This is a genomic window from Stenotrophomonas sp. 14P6.2.3 (assembly GCF_057799055.1).
The window spans coordinates 18,412-39,891 of sequence record NZ_JBYOLA010000002.1 but is presented as its reverse complement, the minus strand read 5'-3'; the positions used below and the strand labels follow the sequence as shown (position 1 = coordinate 39,891).

The window sequence follows — 21,480 nt, the reverse complement described above, 5'->3', positions numbered from 1 at the left end:
GGCGGGCCCTCAGGGCCCGCCGAAGCCGCCGTTGAACTGCAACTCGTTGAAGGTGCCGCTGGCCGGATCGAAGACCGCGCCCCAGAACTGCGCGCCACCATCGCAGACCCGCACCGCTTCGCGGGCGGGCCGCAGACGGTTGTCTTCAGGCAGATGGAACGCGTTGATGTAGATCACCCGCTTTCCGTCCAGCTCGATGCCGACGTACTGGCGATCGAAATCCATGACGTGCGGCACCTGCGTTTCCAGCGTTGCCAGCTTCGCTTCCAGCTGGTCCACCTGCTGCCGGCTCGGTGCCCAGTAGCCGCTGACCCGCCCGGCCTCGCGGCCGGGGCTGGGGCGCGAGCAGGTATCGATTACCTGTGCGGCGATGATCGGGCGGGTGACCACCCAGGATTGGCCACTGCGTTCGGTGGTCGGCACGCTGGCCGGTCCCTGCGTGGTCGCGCAGGCACCCAGCAGCGTGGTGATGGCGACCGCCATCGAGGGCAGCAGCAGACGGGTGCAACGGTTCACAACACCTCCGACGCGTAATCGGCCAGCCGCGAGCGTTCACCGCGACGCAGCGTGATGTGCGCGCTGTGTGGCCAGTTCTTGAAGCGGTCCACGGCGTAGGTCAGGCCCGACGTGGTTTCGGTCAGGTAGGGGGTGTCGATCTGTTCGACGTTGCCCAGGCAGACGATCTTGGTGCCGGGGCCAGCACGGGTGATCAACGTCTTCATCTGCTTGGGCGTCAGGTTCTGCGCCTCGTCCAGGATCAGGTAACGCGACAGGAACGTACGGCCGCGCATGAAGTTCATCGAACGGATCTTGATACGGCTGGCGAGCAGGTCGTTGGTCGCCTGGCGGCCCCAGGTGCCGCCTTCCTGGTTGTGCGTCAGTACTTCCAGGTTGTCGGTCAACGCGCCCATCCACGGCGTCATCTTCTCTTCCTCGGTGCCGGGCAGGAAGCCGATGTCCTCGCCGACGCTGACCGTGGCGCGGGTCATGATGATCTCGCGGTAGCGCTGCTGGTCCATCGTCTGCGCCAGGCCGGCGGCCAGCGCCAGCAGGGTCTTGCCGGTGCCGGCGGTGCCGAGCAGGGTGACGAAGTCGATTTCCGGGTCCATCAGTGCGTTGAGCGCGAAGTTCTGTTCGCGGTTGCGCGCGCTGATGCCCCACACGGCGTGGCTGCCGTGGCGGAAGTCATCGACCAGGGACAGCACCACCTTGCCATCGCCGACGATCTTGCTGACACGCAGCTCGACTTCGTCTTCGCCCGGCAGGTAGACGTACTGGTTCGGGTACCACTCTTCGCCGTCCTGGGCGAGCACTTCGTAATGGGTGCGGCCTTTGTCGCTCCAGCTGCGCAGATCGTCGCCGTGGCGCTTCCAGAAGTCTTCCGGCAGCTCGGTGGCGCCGGTGTAGAGCAGGCTGAAATCGTCCAGCGCACGGTCGTTCTCGTAGTCTTCCGAAACGATGCCGGCGATGGCCGCCTTGATCCGCAGGTTGATGTCCTTGGAGACGAACACCACCGGGATTTCCGGCGTTTCTTCCTTCAGCGCCAGGATCGCGCCGAGGATGGCGTTGTCCGGGATGACCTTGCCAAAGCTCTTGCCCGCGTCGAAATGGCTGGTCTGGAAGCGCAGCTTGCCCACGCTCTGTTTGCCGCGCAGCTGCAGGCCCTGCGGCCGCTGCAGCGGAATGCCCTCGGCCAGGTTGTCCAGGCCCGAAGCCTGCACCAGCTCGTTGAGGAAGCGGCTGACCTGGCGCGCATTGCGGCTCGCTTCGGTCGTGCCCTTCTTGCCGTTGTCCAGCTCCTCGATCACCTGCATGGGCAGGTAGACATCGTGCTCCTCGAATTTGAACAGCGCGGTGGGATCGTGCATCAGCACGTTGGTATCCAGCACGTAGATGCGCTTGCCTCGGGTCATCATCGGTTCCTGGTTACGGACAGGGAAAAACCACCACGACCTGCTGCAGGGCAGGGTGGTGGCGGACAAAGTGGGCGATGGGACTCACTTGGAGGGATGGGCCTTCAGTTCGGCAAGCACGGCGTCGGCATGGCCGGCGACCTTGACCTTGCGCCATGACTGCACGATGCGGCTGTCGGGGGAAATCAGGAAGGTGCTGCGCTCGATGCCACGTACCTGTTTGCCGTACATGTTCTTCATCTTGATGACGTCGAAGGCGGTGCACAGCGCTTCGTCGGCATCACTGACCAGCGGGAACGCGAAGCCCTGCTTGGCACAGAAGTTGTCGTGGGACTTCACCGAGTCGCGGGAGACGCCAAGCACGACTGCGCCTGCCTTCCTGAAGTCGGGCAGCAGTGCGTTGAAGTCGATGCCCTCGGTGGTGCAGCCCGGGGTGCTGTCCTTGGGGTAGAAGTACAGCACCAGCCACTGGCCGGCGTAATCGCCGAGGGTGGCCTGGGCGCCGCCGGACAGCGCCAGCGGCAGGGAGAGGGTGGTGCTGTCCAGGGTATCGCCGTTATTCATGAGGTCCTTCTGTCGAGCCTGGGTTCTTTCTACGACAATTGCATGAAACGCCACGCGCCCGTGAGGAGCGCGCGAAAAATCCGGGTTTCAATCAGAACTTCATCGGGTCCATGATCGCGTCCAGGTTCAAGTGGTCGCAGAACTCGAGGAAATCGTCGCGCAGGGCAGCGATGTGCATGTTGGCCGGCACGCCGATCGTGACCTGTGCGCTGAACATTTCCGCACCGGTCTGCATGGCGCGGTAGCGCGTGCTCTGCAGGGTCTCGATGGTGATGCCCTGGCGATCGAAGAAATCGGCCAGCTGGAACAGGATGCCCGGCTTGTCGGCGGCGATCACCTCGACGATGTACGGCAGCAGGTTGGACTGCGCCTGCTTGGCTTCGGTGCGGTACCAGACCAGCTTCAGGCCTTCCTCGCGTTCGAGCCGGGTCAGCATCGCTTCCAGCTTGGCGACCGAATCCCAGGAGCCGGTGGCCAGTGCGGTCACCGAGACATCGCGGCCCACAGTGGCCAGACGTGCATCCACCAGATTGCACCCGCTGTCGGCGATGCGACGGGTGACGGACAACAGAGGGGACTCCGGATGCGTCGTATAGGCGTTGATCAGGAGGTGGTTTTCGCTCGGCGCTGGGCGCGGGGTGGTGTCGGTCAAGGCGATTCCGGGTAATGCATGCGTTAGTCTGAATGCCCGCCAGAGGCGGGGATCCACCGGTGTCCAGCATACTTGCCCGTGCTTTCGCGCCGCAAGTAACATTCAGATCGCCCCCGGCCTTTCGTGGCGGGCGTTTTCCCTCCCCAGCCAAGAGCAGCACGTCCTTGTCCCTTTCCGGCCTCATCACCGCGCTGGCGACCCCCTTCCGGGCCGACGGTGCACTCGACCCCGACGGTTGGCAGCGCCTGCTGCACCTGCAGCTGGAGGGCGGCGTCCAAGGCGTTGTCGTTGCCGGCTCCACCGGCGAGGCAGCCACCCTGTCCGATGCGGAGTACGACCAGCTGCTGGCCAGCGCGGTCGAGCGCATCGCCGGCCGCGTTCCGGTCCTGGCCGGCACCGGCCTGTCCGGCACCGCCAAGACCATCGAGCAGACCCGTCGCGCCGCCGCGCTCGGTGCCACCCACGCGCTGGTGGTCACCCCGCCGTACGTGCGGCCGACCCAGGCTGGCCTGATCGCGCATTACCGCGCGGTCGCTGACCAGGCGGGATTGCCGGTGGTGCTGTACAACGTGCCAGGCCGGACCGGTTGCGACATGCTGCCGGAGACCGTGGCCGAGCTCGCCAGCCATCCGAACATCGTCGGCATCAAGGAAGCGGTGGGTGATACCGGTCGCGTGCGCGCGTTGCTGGACCTGCGCAGCGCGACCTTCGCCGTGCTCACCGGTGATGACGGCACTGCCGCACGTTCGATCCAGGCCGGCATGGACGGCCTGATCTCGGTTGGCTCCAACGTGCTGCCCGGCGCCTACCGCCGGATGTGCGACCTGGCCGCTGCCCGCGACCATGAAGCCGTCGAATCCTGGGATGCGCGCCTGCAGCCGTTCCATGACTTCTGCGGTATCGAATCCAACCCGATTCCGGTCAAGGCGCTGTTGCGTCGGATCGGCATCGGTCACGATCTGCGCCTGCCGCTGCTGCCGCTTTCGGCAGCACACACGCCTGCCGCCGACCATCTCGCCGGCGATATCGCCGCCCTCGAAGCCCTTTCCAGCCACTGACCTTCCGTCTTGGTCTGATCCAGGAGATTCACATGCGCCAATCCGTTTCCGCCGTCCGCGTGCTGTCCTACGCCCTGCTTGCTGTAGCTGTCGCCGCCGGCACCACCGGTTGTTTCAAGCGTGGCGTCAAGGGTGACTATGCCCTGGCCCCGGAAGTGCGTCCGCTGGAAGTGCCGCCGGACCTGAACCTGCCGGCAGGCGCCGGCAACAACCAGGTGCCGACCCTGAGCTCGGCGACCAAGCCGGCCACCCCGGCTGCCGCCACCCCGGCCGTCAGCGCCACCGGCTTCACCGTTGCCGGCAGCAAGGATGAAGCCTTCGCCAAGGTCGGTACCGCGCTGGAAGGCGTGGAAGGCCTGACCATCGCTACCCGCGCGCAGCTGCTGGGCTCGTACGACGTGGCCTATGAAGGCAGCAACTTCCTGGTCCGCGTGGTCGCCGTCGACGCCGGTGCCTACATCTCCGCGGTCGACCCGCGTGGCCTGCCGGCTACCGCCGCAGCGCCGGTGAAGCTGATTGCCGCGCTGAAGGCGAAGCTGGCCCCGTAATGGCCGGTAGCGCCGGGCCATGCCCGACGAGCGCGCAGCGGGGTCCAAGGTTCCGCCGGGCATGGCCCGGCGCTACCGGAAGCAAAAAAGGGCGCCCATGGCGCCCTTTTTTCTGCCGTTGGTGGCGCCTCAGCGCTCCAGCAGCTTCAGCTTGTCCGGCTTGCCATCCCACTCACCGGCGTCGGCCGGCGGGTCCTTGCGCACGGTCAGTACCGGCCACGCCTTCGCCAGCTCGGCGTTGAGGGCGACGAAGCCTTCCTGGCCCGCGGGCACATCGTCTTCCGGGAAGATCGCGTTGACCGGGCACTCGGGTTCGCAGAGGGTGCAGTCAATGCACTCGTCCGGGTCGATCACCAGGAAGTTCGGGCCTTCGTGGAAGCAATCCACGGGGCACACTTCCACGCAATCGGTGTGTTTGCACTTGATGCAGTTTTCGGTGACGACAAAGGGCATGGGTAGGGGGCGGATCGCTTACTGAACCTGCCAATTCTAGAACAGGTTGGCCCCCGGTGTCGGTTGTCGTGTGAAAGTGGGGCGGATTGGTACCAGGAATGCCCATTTGGCGGCATGCCCGCCCTGTGCGACGCTGCCAGGGCCGCCGGCCCGCTTCGGTCGGCCCCCTTCCTTGCAGGATCCTTCATGTCACCAGTCCAGCCCGGTGCCGCCTCCAACGGCGGTGAGAACACGGCCTTCATCGTCCTGATCAGCTGCGCCGCCACCCTCGGTGGTTTCCTGTTCGGTTTCGACAGTGGCGTCATCAATGGCACCGTCGACGGACTGCGCCAGGCCTTCAACTCCAGCGAGGCCGCGCTCGGCTTCGAGGTCGCCTCGATGCTGCTGGGGTGTGCGATCGGCGCGTTCGCGGCCGGCTGGCTGGGTGACCGGCTGGGACGTCGCGGCGTGCTGATCGTGGCGGCCGTGATGTTTCTGGTGTCGGCGCTGGGCGCCGGCGCCGCACATGCGTCCTGGTTGTTCGTCTGTGCACGCGTGCTCGGTGGATTCGCCGTGGGTGCGGCCAGCGTGATGTCACCGGCCTACATCGCCGAAGTCGCGTCGGCGCGCTATCGCGGCAGGCTGGCGACGGTGCAGCAGATGGCGATCATCTGCGGCCTGTTCGCGGCGTTCCTCAGCAACTATCTTCTGGCCCGGGCCGCGGGTGCCTCGACCGAGCCGCTCTGGCTGGGGCAGGAGGCGTGGCGCTGGATGTTCTGGATGCAGGCGTTGCCGTCGCTGCTGTTCCTGCTGCTGTTGCTGGTGATCCCGGAGAGCCCGCGTTTCCTGGTGATGAAGGGCCGCCAGGCGCAGGCGAGGGCGGTGCTTGGCCGGTTGTACGGTGAACGCGCCGCGGTGAACAAGCAGGCCGAGATCGAAGCGAGCCTGGCCCAGGACCAGCACAAGCCGCGATTCGGTGACCTGCTCAGCAAGGCCACCGGCAAGCTGCGTCCCATCGTCTGGATCGGCATCGGCCTGGCGATGTTCCAGCAGCTGGTCGGCATCAATGTGGTGTTCTACTACGGCGCCGTGCTGTGGCAGGCGGTGGGTTTCTCGGAAAGCGATGCGCTGCTGATCAACGTATTGTCCGGTGCGCTGAGCATCGGCGCCTGCCTGCTGACGGTGGTACTGATCGATCGCATCGGCCGCAAGCCGCTGCTGTGGGTCGGTTCGGTCGGCATGTCGGTGGCGCTGGTGCTGATGGTGGTTGCCTTCGCCAGTGGCGGTCTTACCGATGGTCGCCTGCAGCTGTCCGACGGCATGGGCCGGTTGGCGCTGGTAGCGGCCAACGCCTACGTGGTGTTCTTCAACATGTCCTGGGGCCCGGTGATGTGGGTGATGCTGGGCGAGATGTTCCCGAACCAGATCCGCGGCCCGGCGTTGGCCGTGGCCGGTGCGGCGCAGTGGACGTCGAATTTCGCGATCACCGTGACCTTCCCGATGCTGCTGGCCGGCATCGGCCTGGCCGGTGCGTACGGCATCTACACCGTCGCCGCGATCCTCTCGATCATCTTCGTCGTCCGCTACGTGCGCGAGACCAAGGGCAAAGAGCTGGAGCAGATGGAAGGCTGACGGCTCGGCCTGGGTTTCAGCGCCTCCCTGTTCCGAGGGGAGGCGGCAGGCCAGCCGCTCCAGGACACGCCGTAAACCCATCCATGGGGGCTCGATGGCGCCGTCCATGGCGCCAACGGTCCTGGAGCGGCCGGCCTGCCGCCTCTCGACAGATCGCGGATGGCGGACGCAGGCAAGCGCGTCGGGGTTGAATTTGTTTCGGAGGGGCGAGGCTGTTCTTGCCGCCGTCGCGGGAAATTGTCAGGAGGGGGCGGGCCACCCTTTCCTGGACCGTTGGCGCCAAGGATGGCGCCATCGAGCACCATGCATGGGCTTTAGCGTGTCCAGGAAAGGGTGGCCCGCCCCCCTCCCGCGCAGGAACAGGGAGGCGCCAAAGCGACCACGCCGGTTGGAATCGAGAATCCGGAAAACAGAAAAGCCCGCACAAGGCGGGCTTTTTCGGTTCCTGCTGCGGCGACTGGTGCTCCCTAGGGGACTCGAACCCCTGTTTTAGCCTTGAGAGGGCCACGTCCTAACCACTAGACGAAGGGAGCAGTGTGTCGCTGCCGGTGCAGGAGCGCTAGTATATGCACCTCGATGCCATTGGGCAATCCCGAAACTTCAACCGGAAGCGCCAACATCATTTCCTCTGCTACATCACCGTTCAGCCTGCGCGTCATCCCGCGCGACCAGCACACGATCTCCCGCAAGGACATCAGCCCGAACGCTTTGCGCGTGCTTTATCGACTGCGCGATGCCGGCTTCGGCGCCTACCTTGTCGGCGGCGCGGTGCGCGATCTGCTGGTCAATGGCCAACCCAAGGATTTCGACGTGGCCACCGATGCCACGCCCGAACAGGTCAAGCAGTTGTTCCGCAACTGCCGCCTGATCGGCCGCCGTTTCCGCCTGGCCCATGTTGTGTTCGGCCGCGAGATCATCGAGGTCGCCACCTTCCGTGCCAACATCGATGACGGCAGCGGCGACCGCGAGATGGAAAACGGCATGCTCGTGCGCGACAACGTGTACGGCAGCATCGAAGACGACGCCATCCGCCGCGACTTCACCTGCAATGCCCTGTACTACGCCATCGAGGACTTCTCGGTGCGTGACTACACCGGCGGCTTCGAAGACGTGCAGGCACGCCTGATGAAGCTCATCGGCGACCCGGTGCAGCGCTACCAGGAAGACCCGGTGCGCATGCTGCGTGCGGTCCGCCTGGCGGCCAAGCTCGGCTTCCAGATCGAAGAGGGCACCGCTGCACCGATCCCGCAGCTGGCCGGCCTGCTCAATGAAGCCGCACCGGCGCGCCTGTTCGAAGAAGTCCTGAAGCTGTTCCTGTCCGGGCACGGCGTGGCCAGCTTCGAAGGGCTTGAACGCTATGGCCTGTTCGACGTGTTGTTCCCGGAAAGCGCCAAGGCGCTGAAGTCGAATCGCACCGGCGCGCTGCGCCGCATGCTGATCGAAGGCCTGGCCAACACCGACGCACGCGTGGCCAACGACGAGCCTGTGTCGCCGGCGTTCCTGTTCGCGCTGTTGCTGTGGCCGGCCTATTGCCGCGCGCAGGCAACCCTGCTCAAGCAGGGCGTGGCACCGGAAGAGGCGCAGCGTCGCGCCGCCGACCGCGTCACCGTGCAGCAGTTGAGCACCATTGCATTGCCGCGCCGTTTCTCGCTGCCGATGCAGGAGATCTGGCTGCTGCAGGCGCGCTTCAGTTCGCGCCAGCGCAAGCGCGTGATGCGCACGCTCAGCCATCCCCGTTTCCGTGCCGCCTTCGATTTCCTGGCCCTGCGCCAGGTGGCATCGGCAGAGCACGAAGCCGACGTCGCGTTCTGGCGCGAAGCGCAGGCGCAGTCCGGGCATGAGCTGGATTCGTCGCTGGATTCGCTGCACAGCGAGGCCGGCGATGAGGAGGGTGGGGCGCCGCGCAAGCGTCGTCGTCGCCGTCGTCGTCCGGACGGCGCCGCTGCCGGTGCTGCCGAGTAATCCATGACCGGTGCCTGGATCGGGCTGGGCGCCAATCTTGGCGACGCAGCCAACACCGTCCGCGCGGCCATCGCCGCGCTGGGCGACCTGCCCGGAACCCGGCTGACGCAGGCGTCGCGGTTGTACGCGACGCCTGCATGGGGAAACGAGGACCAGCCACCCTTCGTCAACGCAGTGGCCTCGGTCGACACTGATCTTTCCGCTGTCGAACTGCTGCAGGCCATGCTCGCGCTGGAGCAGCGCTTCGGCCGCGTACGCGACCCTACCGTGCACTGGGGCCCGCGTGCGCTGGATCTGGACCTGCTGCTGTTCGGCGAGCAGGTGCTGGACCTGCCCGAGCTGGAAGTGCCGCATCCCTACCTGCACGAGCGTGCATTCGTGTTGGTGCCGTTGGCCGAAATCGCCGCTGATCTGGCCATTCCCGGCCATGGCCGCGTGCGGGATGCAGTGATGCGGGTGGATGCCTGCGGGATCGCGCCGTTAGGGTGATAATGCCCGGGTTATCTCCCCCGGTTATCAGCACATGAGCACCCACGCAGACAGCAAGCCCTGGACCGTTCCCGCCCTGGCCGAGGCCAAGCGCAATGGCCAGAAGCTGGTCATGTTGACCGCCTACGACGCAGGCTTCGCCCGCACGTTCGATGCCAATGGTGTCGACCTGATCCTGATCGGCGATTCGCTGGGCATGGTCGTGCAGGGCCACGATTCGACCCTGCCGGTGACCGTCGCCGACATGGTCTACCACACCCGCGCGGTCGCCCGCGTGCTGCAGCGCGCGCTGCTGATCGCTGACCTGCCGTTCGGTGCCGATGCGACCCCGGAACGCGCGCTGGATGCTTCGCTGCAGCTGCTGCAGGCAGGCGCGGAGATGGTCAAGATCGAAGGTGCAGGCTTCAAGGTCGACATCATCCGTTACCTGGTCGAGCGTGAGATTCCGGTCTGCTCGCACCTGGGCCTGACCCCGCAGTCGGTGCTGCGCCTGGGCGGCTTCAAGATCCAGGGCCGTGGCGATGCCGCGCGCCAGCTGGTGGAAGACGCCAAGGCCGTTGCCGAGGCGGGCGCCAGCATCATGGTGCTCGAATGCGTGCCGACGCCGGTTGCCGCTGCCGTCACCGCTGCCGTTCCCGTGCCGACCATCGGTATCGGTGCTGGCCCGCAGTGCGATGGCCAGGTGCTGGTGCTGCACGACTTCCTCGGCCTGGACAGTGGCCACCGTCGTCCGAAGTTCGTCAAGGACTTCCTGGCCGAAGGTGGCTCGGTGGCCGGTGCCACCCGCGCCTACGCCGATGCCGTGCGCGATGGCAGCTTCCCCGACGAAGAGCACGCGTACGCCCAATGATCCAGACCTTCAACGAACTCGGTGCACTGCGCGCGCAGATCGCGCAATGGAAGGGCGAGGGCCTGCGCGTGGCGCTGGTGCCGACCATGGGCAACCTGCATGGCGGGCACCATGCGCTGATCACCCTGGCAAAGCAGTACGCCGACAAGGTCGTGGCGAGCATCTTCGTCAACCCGACGCAGTTCGGGCCGAACGAGGATTTCAGCCGCTATCCGCGCACCCCCGAAGCCGATGTGGCCGGGCTGGAGCAGGTGGGCTGCGATGCGGTGTGGCTGCCCAGCGTCGAAGCGATGTACCCGCTGGGCGTGGACAAGACCACGCGGATGCATGCGCCCGGCGTCAGTGAAGTGCTGGAAGGCGCCAGCCGCCCGGGCCATTTCGATGGCGTGTGCACGGTGGTGGCGCGGCTGTTCCTGCAGGTGCAGCCGGACGTGGCCGTGTTCGGTCGCAAGGACTACCAGCAACTGGCGGTCATCAAGCAGATGGTGGCCGAGCTGTCGTTCCCGATCCAGATCGTCGGTGCCGAGATCGTGCGGGATGAGGATGGCCTGGCCAAGAGCTCGCGCAACCAGTACCTCAGCGCCGAGCAGCGCCCCTTGGCGACCACCCTTCATCGCACCCTGCTGGGCATGCGCGAAGGCTACGTGGCCGGGCAGACGCGCACGCAGATCGAGGCCGAAGCCACGGCTGCGCTGCAGGCGGCCGGCTTCCAGGTGGATTACGCGGTGCTGCGCACCCCGGAGCTGGCCGAGCCGAGCTTCGACGGCGGTGGCCGCGTGGCCCTGATCGCTGCCCGCCTGGGCACCACCCGGCTGATCGACAACCTGGAGTTCTGAGCCGCCCCGCGCGGTTCTGCAGGGCGCCCGTAGTGGGCGCCTCTCACCTTCCCATGGACGGGAGACCGGAAATGAATACCCCCACCACTACCGGCCGTCTTGCCCGGGCCTCGATCCTGGCGGTACTGGCCGCCGGCATGGTGCCTGCCCAGCTGATGGGCGGCCTGTTGTTCGCGCTCGAGTTCGCGCGTACGCCCGTACCGGCACTCACCGGCGGTGCGCTGATGTTCGTGCTGGGCGTGTGCAATGCCATCGCGGTGTTGCTGCCGATGGCGCTGATCCTGCAGTCCCAGCGGGGTCTGCGCCGGACCGCCTTCCTGCTCGTGGGGTTCGGTCTGGGCGCGCTGGCCATGGCGACCTGTGCCTGGCCGGGCGCGGACAATGGTCCGCTGCTGCAGCGCCTGCGCTATGTCGATACCTTCGACGTGATCAGCTACGGCCTGTCGGTGCTGGCCGCGGGCGGCTTCGGCCTGGTCGCCGGGCTGACCTTCCATATGGTGTTCGGCCTGTCGCTGCACGGCGCCTGCGGGCACGCCCCGGCAGCGCTACCGGTCGAGGGTGCCTGAACGGTCTTCAGCGTCCCGTCCCAGCCCCCTGATGACGGCCAAGCGGGTGCTAGAATCCGCTCCTTCCTTTGCCGTTGCAGCGCCCCCATGCACCTGTCCCTGCTCAAGACCAAGATCCACCGCGCCACTGTCACCCATTCCGAGCTGAACTACGAAGGCTCGATCGCCATCGATGACAACCTGCTGGCTGCCACTGGCATCCGTGAATTCGAGCAGGTGCACATCTGGGACGTGACCAACGGTGCGCGCTTCTCGACCTACGCGATCCGCGCCGAAGCCGGCAGCGGCGTCGTCTCGCTCAATGGTGGCGCCGCGCGCCACGTGCAGGTCGGTGACATCATCATCATTGCCGCCTTCGCCAGCATGACCGAGCAGGAAGCCGACAGCTTCAAGCCGAAGCTGGTGTACGTGGATGGCAACAACCAGATCTCCCACACCAACGACACGATCCCGACCCAGGCCGCATGACAACGAACAACGGATTCGACTCGCTGCATTCCCACGCCCAGCGCCTGAAGGGCGCAAGCATTCCCAGCCTGCTCGCCGCCGAACCCGGCCGTGTACAGGATCTGGCGCTGCGGGTCGGTCCGTTGTATGTCAACTTCGCCCGGCAGAAATACGATGCCGCGGCGTTGCAGGCGCTGTTGGCGCTGGCTGCCGAACGTGATGTCGGCGGTGCCATCACACGTCTGTTCCGTGGCGAGCAGGTCAACCTGACCGAAGGCCGCGCCGCGCTGCATACCGCGCTGCGCGGTGACGTGGTCGATGCGCCGGTGGCCGCCGAGGCCTATGCCACCGCGCGCGGCATCCGCCAGCGCATGGGTGTGCTGGTGCGCGCGCTGGAAGACAGTGGCGTGACCGATGTGGTCAGCGTCGGTATCGGCGGTTCCGATCTCGGGCCGCGCCTGGTGGCCGATGCGCTGCGCCCGGTCACTGGTGCACGCCTGCGCGTGCATTTCGTGTCGAACGTGGACGGCGCCGCCATGCAGCGCACGCTGGCCACGCTGGATCCGGCGAAGACCGCCGGCATCCTGATCTCCAAGACCTTTGGTACCCAGGAAACCCTGCTCAACGGCCAGATCCTGCACGATTGGCTGGGTGGCAGCGAACGCCTGTACGCGGTCAGCGCCAATCCGGAACGCGCCGCCAAGGCCTTCGCCATTGCCGCCGAGCGCGTGCTGCCGATGTGGGACTGGGTGGGCGGTCGCTATTCGTTGTGGTCAGCCGTCGGTTTCCCGATCGCACTGGCCATCGGCTTCGAGCGCTTCGAGCAGTTGCTGGAAGGTGCGGCGCAGATGGATGCGCATGCACTGGACGCGCCGCTGGAGCGCAACCTGCCGGTACTGCACGGCCTGACCGACATCTGGAACCGCAATCTGCTGGGCTCTGCCACGCACGCGGTGATGACCTACGACCAGCGCCTGGCGCTGCTGCCGGCCTACCTGCAGCAGCTGGTGATGGAAAGCCTGGGCAAGCGTGTGCAGCGCGATGGCCAGCCGGTCACCACCGACACCGTGCCGGTGTGGTGGGGCGGTGCCGGTACCGACGTGCAGCACAGCTTCTTCCAGGCCCTGCACCAGGGCACCAGCATCATTCCGGCCGATTTCATCGGCTGCGTGCACAACGACGATCCGTATACGGTCAACCACCAGGCGCTGATGGCCAATCTGCTGGCGCAGACCGAAGCACTGGCCAACGGCCAGGGCAGCGATGATCCGCACCGCGATTACCCGGGTGGCCGCCCGAGCACCATGATCCTGCTCGACGCGCTCACCCCGCAGGCGTTGGGTGCCTTGATCGCGATGTACGAGCACGCCGTGTACGTGCAGTCGGTGATCTGGAACATCAACGCCTTCGACCAGTTCGGTGTCGAGCTGGGCAAGCAGCTGGCCAGTGGCCTGCTGCCCGCTCTGCAGGGTGAGGATGTCGAGGTCAATGATCCGCTGACCCGTGAGCTGCTGGCCCAGCTGAAGGGCTGACGCGGGCGGGGAATGCCGCCGGGCATGGCCCGGCGCTACCCTTCGTTACGCCGGTAGCGCCGGGCCATGCCCGGCGGATACGACGCCGCGTCACCGGCTCGGATCGCGCTCCGGGCTCGGCCGCTTGGCCAGCTTGCGCTGCAGCGAACGCCGGTGCATGCCGAGCAGGCGCGCCGCCGCCGACACGTTGCCGCCGGTTTCATGCATCGCCTGCTGGATGTGTTCCCACTGCAGGCGGCTGATCGGGGTCATCGCATCGGGCACTTCCATCTCGCCGTCATCGGCGGGGCCGTCGTCTTCCTCGCCCAGCGCGCGCAGGATCATCGGCACCGTCGACGGCTTCGGCAGGTAGTCGTCGGCGCCGAGCTTGATCGCCTCCACCGCGGTGGCGATGCTGGCATAGCCGGTCACCAGCAGGATCCGCATGTCCGCACGCAGCGCGCGCAGCGGCTGGATCAGCGCCAGGCCGGAATCGCTGCCCAGCTTCAGATCGATCAGCGCGAACGCTGGCGGATGCTGGCGGGCCAGTGCCAGCGCGCTGGCGGCATCCTGTGCGGTCTGCGTCTCCAGCCCTTTACGGGCCAGGCTGCGCTGCAGCGTGCGCAGGTAGAGTTCGTCGTCGTCGACCAGCAGGCCAAGGGTAGAAGCAGTCATGGTCATTCCTCGCGGGGGGCCAACGGCAGGCGGAAGCCGACGCGGCTACCGGCCCCTTGGGCCGGGCGCATCCACATCTCGCCGTCCAGGCGTTCGATGGTGGCATGGGACAGGGCAAGCCCGACGCCCATGCCTTCACTCTTGCTGCTGCCGAACAGCTTGCCCGGCAGGACGGCGGCGCGGGCATCGAAGCCATGGCCGTAGTCGCGTACTTCGCCGATCAGGTCGTCGCCTTCGATGCGCAGGCTGAGGTCGACGCGCGGTCGTCCAGCCTGCTCGCCGGCATCGGCAGCGTTGTTCAGCAGCACCATCAGCAGGTGGCCGACGCCCGGGTCCAGCGGCAGGCGCAGCGGTGCGTCGTCGTTGCGATGCAGGTCGATGGTCGGGCGCACCAGCCGCCATTGCTCCAGCACTTGCTGGGCCGTGGAGTGGGCGCGGCCGGGGCGGTCGTTGGAGGCCGGCGCGGCCAGTGCCAGCACGCGCTCACGGCATTGCACCAGCAGCTCGCGCAGGGTTTCCATGTCCTCGCGTACTTCCGGCTCTTCGCTGCGCTCGGCCACGTCGTCGGCAAGCAGGGTCATGGTCGCCAGCGGCGTGTTCAGTTCGTGCGCCACCGAGGCCGCATGCGTGGCCAGGGCGACGATGCCTTCGTTGCGCGCGAAGCGTTCGCGCAGCGCCGACAGTTCCAGCTCGCGCTCGCGCAGGGCGATCGCCAGTCGGGTGGAGAAGATCAGTACCACTGCAGCGGACAGCAGGAAGGTGGCGATCACGCCCCAGCGATTGAGGTCCAGCGCGTTGAAGTAGCCGGCCGGCAGCGGCTGGCCGAACAGTCCGCTGGCGGCATAGCCCAGCAGGCAGGCGCTGGCTACGGCCAGGGCCCAGCGCAGGGGCAGGGCGAACGCGGCCAGGGCGATCAGGATCAGGAACAGCGAGCCGAACGGATTGGCGATGCCGCCGCTCCAGCTGACCATCCAGGTGAGGATGATCACGTCAACCAGGATGTGGCCGAAGGCGGTCAGCGGCGCGGTATCGGCCGGCTCCGGGCGCAGTTGCGTATACAGGTTGAACACGGCAAGCACGGCCACGCCTGACCACAACGGCAGTTGCGGCAAGGGCAGTCCCAGCACCCAGGTGGCGACCAGGATGGTGGCCGCCTGGCCAGCCACGGCCAACCAGCGCAGGCTGCACAGGGTTCGGAGAAACGGGGCGTCGGGACCGGTCATTCGCGCCCATCGTATGCGTTCGCAGGGACGCCTGCCTGCGACAATCGGCCGCAGTCGCACTGCCGCCTGAATGCGACACACCCGCAAGGTCGGAGCGAGCGTTAGAATGCCCGCATGCATGACGCCGTCACCCGCCCTACAGCGCCCTCCGATGCCACTGCCTGGCCCCGTCGCCTGACCCAATCGGTCCAGATCGGTGGAGTCACCGTGGGCGGTGGCAAGCCGGTGGTGGTGCAGTCGATGACCAATACCGACACCTCCGACGTGGCGTCCAGCGTGAAGCAGGTCGCCGAGCTCTGGCGCGCCGGTTCGGAAATGGTGCGCCTGACCGTCAATACGGTCGAAGCGGCCGCAGCGATCCCGCGCATCGTCGACAAGCTGGCGATGATGGGCATCGATGTACCGCTGATCGGCGACTTCCATTACAACGGCCATCAGCTGCTGACCGCCGAACCGGCCTGTGCCGAAGCGCTGGCCAAGTACCGCATCAACCCGGGCAACGTGGGCTTCGGCAAGAAGAAGGACCTGCAGTTCGCCCAGCTGATCGAGTTCGCCATCCGCTACAACAAGCCGGTGCGCATCGGCGCCAACTGGGGCTCGCTGGACCAGGCCCTGGCGGCGAAGCTGATGGACGAGAACAACCATCGCGAACAGCCCTGGGACGCCGGCCGCGTGCTGCGCGAGGCGCTGATCCGTTCGGCGCTGGATTCGGCCGAGCAGGCCGTCGAGCTGGGGTTGCCGCGCGATCGCATCATCCTTTCGGCCAAGGTCAGCGGCGTGCAGGAACTGATCGCGGTCTACCGCGACCTGGCCCAGCGTTCGGACTTCGCCCTGCATCTGGGCCTGACCGAAGCCGGTATCGGCAGCAAGGGCATCGTCGCCTCGGCGGCGGCGCTGAGCGTGCTGCTGCAGGAAGGCATCGGCGACACCATCCGCATTTCGCTGACGCCCGAACCGGGCCAGTCGCGCACGCAGGAAGTGATCGTTGCCCAGGAACTGCTGCAGACCACCGGCCAGCGCGCCTTCACCCCGCTGGTCACGGCCTGCCCGGGCTGCGGCCGTACCACCTCGGAGTTCTTCCAGGAGCTGGCCAAGGTGGTGCAGACGCATGTACGCGACAAGATGCCGCTGTGGAAGATCCAGCATCCGGGTGCGGAGAACATGACCCTGGCGGTGATGGGCTGCGTGGTCAACGGGCCAGGTGAGTCGCGGCATGCCAACATCGGCATCTCGCTGCCGGGTACCGGCGAAGCACCGTCGGCACCGGTGTTCGTGGATGGCGAGAAGAAGGTGACCTTGCGTGGCGAGAACATCGCCCAGGAATTCGTCGCCTTGATTGATGATTACGTTGAACGCACCTATGTCCGAAGCGCCGGGTAAGCCGACGATCCTCGCTGCCCCGGAGCCTGCCTCCGGTTTCCGCCACTGGATGGCGCGCAATGCCTGGCGGCTGCTGTTGCTGTTTGCCGGCGTGCTGCTGCCGCTGGCCGGCTTCGTCGCTTTGGCCGACGAAGTGCACGAGTTCGAGTCCTTCCACTTCGATGCGCCGCTGCTGTGGCAGATGCACGGCCTGCATTCGCCGTGGCTGGACCGCATCTTCGTGCTGCTGTCGAAACTGGGTTACGAGTGGTTCCTGATTCCGGCCGATGTGCTGATTGTCGGCGCACTGGCCTGGCACCGGCGGTGGCGCGAAGCGACCTTCGTGGCCGTGAGCTTTGTAGGGTCGGCGCTGCTGAACATGGGCAGCAAGCACTTCTTCCAGCGCGACCGGCCCAGCCTGTGGGAATCGATCGCGCCGGAATCCACGTTCAGTTTCCCCAGCGGCCACGCGATGGGCTCGATGACCCTGGCGGTCACCCTGGTGCTGCTGGCCTGGAATACCCGCTGGCGCTGGCCGGTGCTGCTGTTGGCGCCGTCGTTCAGCCTGCTGGTAAGCGTTTCCCGGGTCTATCTGGGGGTGCATTACCCCTCGGACATCCTGGCCGGATGGTGTGCCGCGCTGGTTTGGGTGGTAGGGTGCTATCTGGTCATGTTCAGCCGCCGTCATCCATGGCGACGGCACGGTTCGCCGCCAGCGACGGCCAGCGAAGCGATCACGCAAGGGGAGTGACGTGGATGCCCTCCCAAGGGCGTCTACCTGAGGGACGGGTTGTTTCGTTGTAGCGGGTTCTGCAGGGCAAGGGGCACGATCAGTGCGTGAAGAATGTGATGCGCAAGGCAGAACGCCGGAATTGCGCAACATCCGCGCTTGCAGTGGTCAGGTGCTCCTGCCTAGGTTGACCCGTATTGGCCGCATTCGAAGAGGTACGTGAATGACGATTCGAGTCTACCTGGTGGATGACCACGCATTGGTCCGCACCGGGATGAAGATGATACTGTCGAGTGAAACCGACATTGAAGTGGTGGGCGAGGCCGAGACGGGCGAAGACGCGCTGCCCGCTATCCGCCAGCTGCAACCGGACGTGGTGCTGTGTGATCTGCACCTGCCCGGGGTGAGCGGAATGGAAGTGACCGAGCGCATCGTCCGTGGCCATCGCAGCACGCGGGTGGTGATCGTGTCGGTGCTGGAGGACGGTCCGCTGCCCAAGCGCCTGCTCGAGGCCGGCGCTGCCGGTTACATCGGCAAGGGCTGCGATGCGCAGGAACTGCTGCGCGCGGTGCGCGACGTTGCCGCCGGACGGCGTTACCTGGGCACGAGCATCGCGCAGAACCTGGCGTTGTCCACGGTGGAAGGCAACGGCTCGCCGTTCGACAACCTGTCGCCGCGTGAGCTGGAAGTGGCATTGCTGCTGACCCAGGGCCTGCGCCAGGAAGACATCGCCCGACGTCTGAGCCTGAGCGCGAAGACGGTCAATACGCACAAGGCGCGGTTGTTCGAGAAGATGGGAATCCACGACAACATCGCGTTGGCGCGGATGGCCAGCCAGTACGGGTTGGTGGATCCGGCGCGGCCGCTGTAAGGGTTTCGGCCAACGGCTGAGCCCCTCGCGGTTGTGCGGTTGGTTTCATGGGGTTGGCCGGGCGGATGGGCTGCGCAGGGGACGCTGCAAGTACGTCCCTGTAAGCTCGGTCGCCGCATCCATGCGGCTCACGCCCCTGCGCAACCCATCCGCCCGGCCACGGACAGGTTCCGTGCACCGCAACCGCGGAATGAAGAAAAGAACGGCAGGAGCGGGTCGCGCGCTGTGCGCGCTCGTAGACTGGGGTCGGGTCCCTTTCCCGGCGGGAAAGGGCTCTGACCCCGTAGTGCTTCAGTGGCCGCGTACGCGCTTGACGATCTTCGCGGCCTGCGCCGCGCTTTCGCGCACCTTGTCCCACTGGCCGGCGTCGATCCAGTTGCCCGGCACCATCCACGAGCCACCGATGCAGACCACGTTCTTCTGCTCGAGGTATTCGGCCGCGGTGTTCTCGGTGATGCCGCCGGTCGGGCACAGCTTGAGGTCGGCGATCGGGCCGGCCACACCCTTGATCATGGCCAGGCCACCCACGGCCGTGGCCGGGAACAGCTTGCAGACACGGAAGCCGCGCGCGTAGAGCGACAGCAGCTCGGTCGGCGTCGCCGCACCCGGTACTACCGGCAGCGGTGCCGCAGCCAGCGCATCGGCCAGCACCGGCGGCGTGCCCGGGGTCACCAGGAAATCCGCGCCCGCATCGATGGACTGCTGCATCTGCTCCACCGTCAGCACCGTACCGGCGCCGACCACCACATCCGGCAGCTCGCGCTTGAGCATCGCCAGCGCTTCCATCGCCACCGGCGTCCGCAGGGTCAGCTCGATGGCCGGCAACCCGCCTTCCAGCAACGCCGCACTGACCGCACGTGCCTGGTCCAGCGTATGAATCGTCACCACCGGCAGGATGCCGGCCGCATGCAGCAACTCCGCCGCCCGCACCTGATGTTGTTCGATACCCATAGCTCTGCTTCTGCCTTTGCTTTCGCTCTTGTTGTGCTTTCAATGATCACTTCGCGGCGTATCGGCGCCGGAAACTGTGATGCGGCGGAGGGCAGGCCGTCGCCAGGACCGTTCGCGCCACGGATGGCGCGATCGAGCCTACAGGGATGTATTTACGGCGTGTCCTGGCGACGGCCTGCCCTCCGCCGCCCCCAGGAAACCAACCGCCGCCGCATACCCGCAGCGCTCTTCAATCCCTCAGGCGTCCTTCGCCTCATGTGGCGCCGCCGCCGCAGCAGCATCGTGCCCCAGCTCATACTCCGCGTCGTAGTCCCACGGCCCACCGTCAGCCGCCGCCGGACCACACGAAATCGAGATCGCGCCCTGATCCGCCGGACCCACCACGCGCCGGTTGATCGCGAACAGGTTGCGGCCCAGGTCATTGGCGGCCGGCGCCGTATTCGGCGCATGCGTACGCGCAGCCCATTCGGCCGCGTCCACCAGCACTTCAAGCGTGCCGGCCTCACCGTCCAGGCGGATGATGTCGCCTTCGCGCACCTTGCCCAGCGGACCACCGCGTGCGGCTTCCGGGGTCACGTGGATCGCGGCCGGAATCTTGCCCGACGCGCCGGACAGGCGGCCATCGGTGACCAGCGCCACGCGCCGGCCCTGGTTCTGCAGCAGGCCCAGCAGCGGTGCCAGCGAATGCAGTTCCGGCATGCCGTTCGCACGCGGGCCCTGATAACGCACCACGGCCACGAAATGCTCGGGCAGCAGGCCGCCGGCGTGCAGCTTGTTCAATACCTGCGGTGCATCAACCACCACGGCCGGGGCTTCGATGGTGCGGTACTGCGGCTTCACCGCTGACAGCTTGATCAGCGACTTGCCCAGGTTGCCGCGCAGCAGGCGCAGGCCGCCTTGGCTCTCGAACGGGTTGTCGACGCCGCGCACCACTTCTTCATCGGCGCTGCGTTCCAGGCCCGGCAGATACACCAGCTTGCCCTCGCGCAGCTGCGGTTCGAGGGCGTAGTCGGCCATGCCGCCACGGGCCACGCTGACCAGGTCGCCATGCATCAGGCCGGCCTTGATCAGTTCGCCGAACACGAACGCCGGACCACCCGCTGCAGCAAAGCGGTTCACGTCGGCCTCGCCGTTCGGATAGACGCGCGCCAGCAGCGGAATCAGCTGCGACAGCTCGTCGAAATCGTCCCAGGTCAGCACGATGCCGGCCGCGCGCGCCACGGCGATCCAGTGGATGGTGTGGTTGGTCGAGCCACCGGTAGCCATCAGCGCGATGATCGCGTTGATGATCGCGCGCTCGTCGATGATCCGGCCCAGCGGACGGAAATCGTCGCCCAGCGCGGTGATGTCCAGTGCGCGCTCGGTGGCTTCGCGGGTCAGTGCATCGCGCAGCGCGGTGTCCGGGTTGACGAACGACGCGCCCGGCAGCTGCACACCCATCGCCTCCAGCAGCACCTGGTTGGAGTTGGCGGTGCCGTAGAAGGTGCAGGTGCCCGCACCGTGGTAGGAGGCCGATTCGGCTTCCAGCAGTTCTTCACGGGTGGCTTCGCCGGCGGCGTAGCGCTCGCGCACTTCGGCCTTCTGCTTGTTGGGAATGCCCGGTGTCATCGGGCCGGCCGGCACGAACACCGCCGGCAGATGGCCAAAGGCGAGGGCGCCGATCAGCAGGCCCGGCACGATCTTGTCGCACACACCGAGGTACACGGTGGTATCGAACATGTCGTGGCTGAGCCCGATCGCGGTGGCCTGGGCGATGACATCACGCGAGAACAGCGACAGCTCCATGCCGCCACGGCCCTGGGTGACACCGTCGCACATCGCCGGCACGGCACCGGCCACCTGCGCCGTAGCGCCGAGTTCGCGGGCCACCGCACGGATCTGTTCGGGATAGGTCTCGAACGGCTGGTGCGCCGACAGCATGTCGTTGTAGGCGGTGATGATGCCCAGATTGGCCGTCACGCCGCCACGCAGGCGGCTCTTGTCGGTGCCACCGCAGGCGGCGAAACCGTGGGCGAGGTTGCCGCAGCTGAGGCGGCTGCGGAACGGGCCATCGCGCAGGGAGGCGTCGATCGCTGCCAGATAGGCGGCGCGCGAGGCGGCGCTGCGGCGGATGACGCGCTCAGTGATGGCTTGCAGTTGCGGATGGAGGCTCATTGGCTACCGGCGTTCGAGGTGGCGAGAGGCGGGCGACGGCAGGGCGCCGCCGCCGAC

Annotated in this window: 22 protein-coding genes and 1 tRNA gene; 13 read left to right on the top strand and 10 right to left on the bottom strand. The window is 66.8% G+C overall.

Annotation, left to right across the window (positions count from 1 at the left end; all coding sequences use genetic code 11):
- Window positions 1–9 precede the first annotated feature (9 nt).
- The 4 genes from AC27VL_RS01915 to AC27VL_RS01900 all read right to left on the bottom strand — a co-directional run bounded on the left by AC27VL_RS01915 (window position 10) and on the right by AC27VL_RS01900 (window position 3,129).
- The gene (locus AC27VL_RS01915) at window positions 10–516 is read right to left on the bottom strand and encodes a hypothetical protein (protein ID WP_488765413.1); all 507 of its coding nucleotides are present in this window, start codon (window positions 514–516) and stop codon (window positions 10–12) included.
- Window positions 513–1,913 carry a PhoH family protein gene (locus tag AC27VL_RS01910; protein WP_100552169.1) on the bottom strand — a complete coding sequence of 467 codons (1,401 nt, stop codon included), beginning with the start codon at window positions 1,911–1,913 and terminating at the stop codon, window positions 513–515. Before AC27VL_RS01910 ends, AC27VL_RS01915 begins: the two co-directional genes overlap by 4 nt.
- 84 nt (window positions 1,914–1,997) lie before the next feature.
- The gene (locus AC27VL_RS01905; RefSeq protein ID WP_089240319.1) at window positions 1,998–2,477 is read right to left on the bottom strand and encodes a peroxiredoxin; all 480 of its coding nucleotides are present in this window, start codon (window positions 2,475–2,477) and stop codon (window positions 1,998–2,000) included.
- A gap of 91 nt (window positions 2,478–2,568) precedes the next feature.
- Window positions 2,569–3,129 (bottom strand): glycine cleavage system transcriptional repressor, encoded by a 561-nt coding sequence (locus AC27VL_RS01900; RefSeq protein WP_025879444.1) that lies wholly within the window; start codon window positions 3,127–3,129, stop codon window positions 2,569–2,571.
- Between the two features lie 164 nt (window positions 3,130–3,293).
- Here AC27VL_RS01900 and dapA point away from each other — a divergent pair, with 164 nt between their 5' ends.
- Window positions 3,294–4,187 (top strand): 4-hydroxy-tetrahydrodipicolinate synthase, encoded by an 894-nt coding sequence (gene dapA / locus AC27VL_RS01895; RefSeq protein WP_089240321.1) that lies wholly within the window; start codon window positions 3,294–3,296, stop codon window positions 4,185–4,187.
- Between the two features lie 32 nt (window positions 4,188–4,219).
- Window positions 4,220–4,735, top strand: coding sequence for a hypothetical protein (locus tag AC27VL_RS01890; protein ID WP_089240323.1), 516 nt, complete (start codon window positions 4,220–4,222; stop codon window positions 4,733–4,735).
- 129 nt (window positions 4,736–4,864) lie between these two features.
- Here AC27VL_RS01890 and fdxA read toward each other — a convergent pair whose 3' ends face one another.
- Entirely contained in the window at window positions 4,865–5,188 is a 324-nt protein-coding gene (fdxA, locus tag AC27VL_RS01885) for a ferredoxin FdxA (RefSeq protein ID WP_049411316.1), read from the bottom strand.
- Between the two features lie 186 nt (window positions 5,189–5,374).
- Between fdxA and AC27VL_RS01880 the strand changes: the two genes are divergently transcribed.
- Entirely contained in the window at window positions 5,375–6,799 is a 1,425-nt protein-coding gene (locus AC27VL_RS01880) for a sugar porter family MFS transporter (protein ID WP_488765411.1), read from the top strand.
- 458 nt (window positions 6,800–7,257) lie between these two features.
- Here AC27VL_RS01880 and AC27VL_RS01875 read toward each other — a convergent pair.
- A tRNA-Glu gene (locus AC27VL_RS01875) sits at window positions 7,258–7,332 on the bottom strand.
- A 49-nt stretch (window positions 7,333–7,381) separates the two neighbouring features.
- Here AC27VL_RS01875 and pcnB point away from each other — a divergent pair.
- From pcnB to pgi, 7 genes are all read left to right on the top strand, one after another.
- Window positions 7,382–8,761, top strand: coding sequence for a polynucleotide adenylyltransferase PcnB (gene pcnB, locus AC27VL_RS01870; RefSeq protein ID WP_100552174.1), 1,380 nt, complete (start codon window positions 7,382–7,384; stop codon window positions 8,759–8,761).
- Window positions 8,762–8,764: 3 nt separating this feature from the next.
- Complete coding sequence (gene folK, locus AC27VL_RS01865) at window positions 8,765–9,250, top strand: 2-amino-4-hydroxy-6-hydroxymethyldihydropteridine diphosphokinase (protein ID WP_488765410.1); 486 nt, start codon at window positions 8,765–8,767, stop codon at window positions 9,248–9,250.
- 34 nt (window positions 9,251–9,284) lie between these two features.
- Complete coding sequence (gene panB, locus AC27VL_RS01860) at window positions 9,285–10,100, top strand: 3-methyl-2-oxobutanoate hydroxymethyltransferase (RefSeq protein WP_089240331.1); 816 nt, start codon at window positions 9,285–9,287, stop codon at window positions 10,098–10,100.
- Window positions 10,097–10,936 (top strand): pantoate--beta-alanine ligase, encoded by an 840-nt coding sequence (panC, locus tag AC27VL_RS01855; RefSeq protein WP_488765409.1) that lies wholly within the window; start codon window positions 10,097–10,099, stop codon window positions 10,934–10,936. Before panB ends, panC begins: the two co-directional genes overlap by 4 nt.
- Before the next feature lie 71 nt (window positions 10,937–11,007).
- A complete protein-coding gene (locus AC27VL_RS01850; RefSeq protein ID WP_488765408.1) occupies window positions 11,008–11,502 on the top strand; it encodes a hypothetical protein in 495 nt (164 codons plus the stop codon).
- An 87-nt stretch (window positions 11,503–11,589) separates the two neighbouring features.
- Window positions 11,590–11,970, top strand: coding sequence for an aspartate 1-decarboxylase (gene panD, locus AC27VL_RS01845; protein WP_004153087.1), 381 nt, complete (start codon window positions 11,590–11,592; stop codon window positions 11,968–11,970).
- Window positions 11,967–13,481: a glucose-6-phosphate isomerase gene (gene pgi, locus AC27VL_RS01840; protein ID WP_108267062.1), complete on the top strand. Its 1,515-nt coding sequence runs from the start codon at window positions 11,967–11,969 to the stop codon at window positions 13,479–13,481. The genes panD and pgi overlap by 4 nt, the downstream gene beginning before the upstream one ends.
- Window positions 13,482–13,571: 90 nt before the next feature.
- Here pgi and AC27VL_RS01835 read toward each other — a convergent pair whose 3' ends face one another.
- Window positions 13,572–14,141: a response regulator transcription factor gene (locus AC27VL_RS01835; protein WP_032952096.1), complete on the bottom strand. Its 570-nt coding sequence runs from the start codon at window positions 14,139–14,141 to the stop codon at window positions 13,572–13,574.
- Window positions 14,138–15,358: an ATP-binding protein gene (locus tag AC27VL_RS01830; protein WP_089240341.1), complete on the bottom strand. Its 1,221-nt coding sequence runs from the start codon at window positions 15,356–15,358 to the stop codon at window positions 14,138–14,140. The genes AC27VL_RS01835 and AC27VL_RS01830 overlap by 4 nt, the downstream gene beginning before the upstream one ends.
- Before the next feature lie 114 nt (window positions 15,359–15,472).
- On the opposite strand from AC27VL_RS01830, the gene ispG reads away from it, so the two are divergent.
- The 3 genes from ispG (at window position 15,473) to AC27VL_RS01815 (ending at window position 18,318) form a co-directional block, all read left to right on the top strand.
- A complete protein-coding gene (gene ispG / locus AC27VL_RS01825) occupies window positions 15,473–16,738 on the top strand; it encodes a flavodoxin-dependent (E)-4-hydroxy-3-methylbut-2-enyl-diphosphate synthase (RefSeq protein ID WP_108267060.1) in 1,266 nt (421 codons plus the stop codon).
- Window positions 16,719–17,468, top strand: a complete 750-nt coding sequence (locus AC27VL_RS01820; protein WP_089240345.1) for a phosphatase PAP2 family protein — start codon at window positions 16,719–16,721, stop codon at window positions 17,466–17,468. Before ispG ends, AC27VL_RS01820 begins: the two co-directional genes overlap by 20 nt.
- 202 nt (window positions 17,469–17,670) lie before the next feature.
- Window positions 17,671–18,318 carry a response regulator gene (locus AC27VL_RS01815; RefSeq protein WP_025878804.1) on the top strand — a complete coding sequence of 216 codons (648 nt, stop codon included), beginning with the start codon at window positions 17,671–17,673 and terminating at the stop codon, window positions 18,316–18,318.
- Between the two features lie 291 nt (window positions 18,319–18,609).
- On the opposite strand, the gene AC27VL_RS01810 is transcribed toward AC27VL_RS01815, so the two are convergent.
- Together AC27VL_RS01810 and edd are read right to left on the bottom strand one after the other, a co-directional pair.
- Window positions 18,610–19,269, bottom strand: coding sequence for a bifunctional 4-hydroxy-2-oxoglutarate aldolase/2-dehydro-3-deoxy-phosphogluconate aldolase (locus tag AC27VL_RS01810; protein WP_099820140.1), 660 nt, complete (start codon window positions 19,267–19,269; stop codon window positions 18,610–18,612).
- A 237-nt stretch (window positions 19,270–19,506) separates the two neighbouring features.
- Window positions 19,507–21,423, bottom strand: coding sequence for a phosphogluconate dehydratase (edd, locus tag AC27VL_RS01805; protein WP_488765407.1), 1,917 nt, complete (start codon window positions 21,421–21,423; stop codon window positions 19,507–19,509).
- Between the last annotated feature and the right edge of the window lie 57 nt (window positions 21,424–21,480).

Excerpts from the sequence above, each read along its gene's own strand:
- AC27VL_RS01910 (WP_100552169.1), bottom strand. The coding sequence starts at position 1,913 with ATGACCCGAGGCAAGCGCATCTACGTGCTGGATACCAACGTGCTGATG.
- AC27VL_RS01905 (WP_089240319.1), bottom strand. The coding sequence starts at position 2,477 with ATGAATAACGGCGATACCCTGGACAGCACCACCCTCTCCCTGCCGCTG.
- AC27VL_RS01890 (WP_089240323.1), top strand. The coding sequence starts at position 4,220 with ATGCGCCAATCCGTTTCCGCCGTCCGCGTGCTGTCCTACGCCCTGCTT.
- fdxA (WP_049411316.1), bottom strand. The coding sequence starts at position 5,188 with ATGCCCTTTGTCGTCACCGAAAACTGCATCAAGTGCAAACACACCGAT.
- AC27VL_RS01880 (WP_488765411.1), top strand. The coding sequence starts at position 5,375 with ATGTCACCAGTCCAGCCCGGTGCCGCCTCCAACGGCGGTGAGAACACG.
- folK (WP_488765410.1), top strand. The coding sequence starts at position 8,765 with ATGACCGGTGCCTGGATCGGGCTGGGCGCCAATCTTGGCGACGCAGCC.
- panB (WP_089240331.1), top strand. The coding sequence starts at position 9,285 with ATGAGCACCCACGCAGACAGCAAGCCCTGGACCGTTCCCGCCCTGGCC.
- panC (WP_488765409.1), top strand. The coding sequence starts at position 10,097 with ATGATCCAGACCTTCAACGAACTCGGTGCACTGCGCGCGCAGATCGCG.
- AC27VL_RS01850 (WP_488765408.1), top strand. The coding sequence starts at position 11,008 with ATGAATACCCCCACCACTACCGGCCGTCTTGCCCGGGCCTCGATCCTG.
- panD (WP_004153087.1), top strand. The coding sequence starts at position 11,590 with ATGCACCTGTCCCTGCTCAAGACCAAGATCCACCGCGCCACTGTCACC.
- pgi (WP_108267062.1), top strand. The coding sequence starts at position 11,967 with ATGACAACGAACAACGGATTCGACTCGCTGCATTCCCACGCCCAGCGC.
- AC27VL_RS01835 (WP_032952096.1), bottom strand. The coding sequence starts at position 14,141 with ATGACCATGACTGCTTCTACCCTTGGCCTGCTGGTCGACGACGACGAA.
- AC27VL_RS01830 (WP_089240341.1), bottom strand. The coding sequence starts at position 15,358 with ATGACCGGTCCCGACGCCCCGTTTCTCCGAACCCTGTGCAGCCTGCGC.
- ispG (WP_108267060.1), top strand. The coding sequence starts at position 15,473 with ATGCATGACGCCGTCACCCGCCCTACAGCGCCCTCCGATGCCACTGCC.
- AC27VL_RS01820 (WP_089240345.1), top strand. The coding sequence starts at position 16,719 with ATGTCCGAAGCGCCGGGTAAGCCGACGATCCTCGCTGCCCCGGAGCCT.
- AC27VL_RS01815 (WP_025878804.1), top strand. The coding sequence starts at position 17,671 with ATGACGATTCGAGTCTACCTGGTGGATGACCACGCATTGGTCCGCACC.
- AC27VL_RS01810 (WP_099820140.1), bottom strand. The coding sequence starts at position 19,269 with ATGGGTATCGAACAACATCAGGTGCGGGCGGCGGAGTTGCTGCATGCG.
- edd (WP_488765407.1), bottom strand. The coding sequence starts at position 21,423 with ATGAGCCTCCATCCGCAACTGCAAGCCATCACTGAGCGCGTCATCCGC.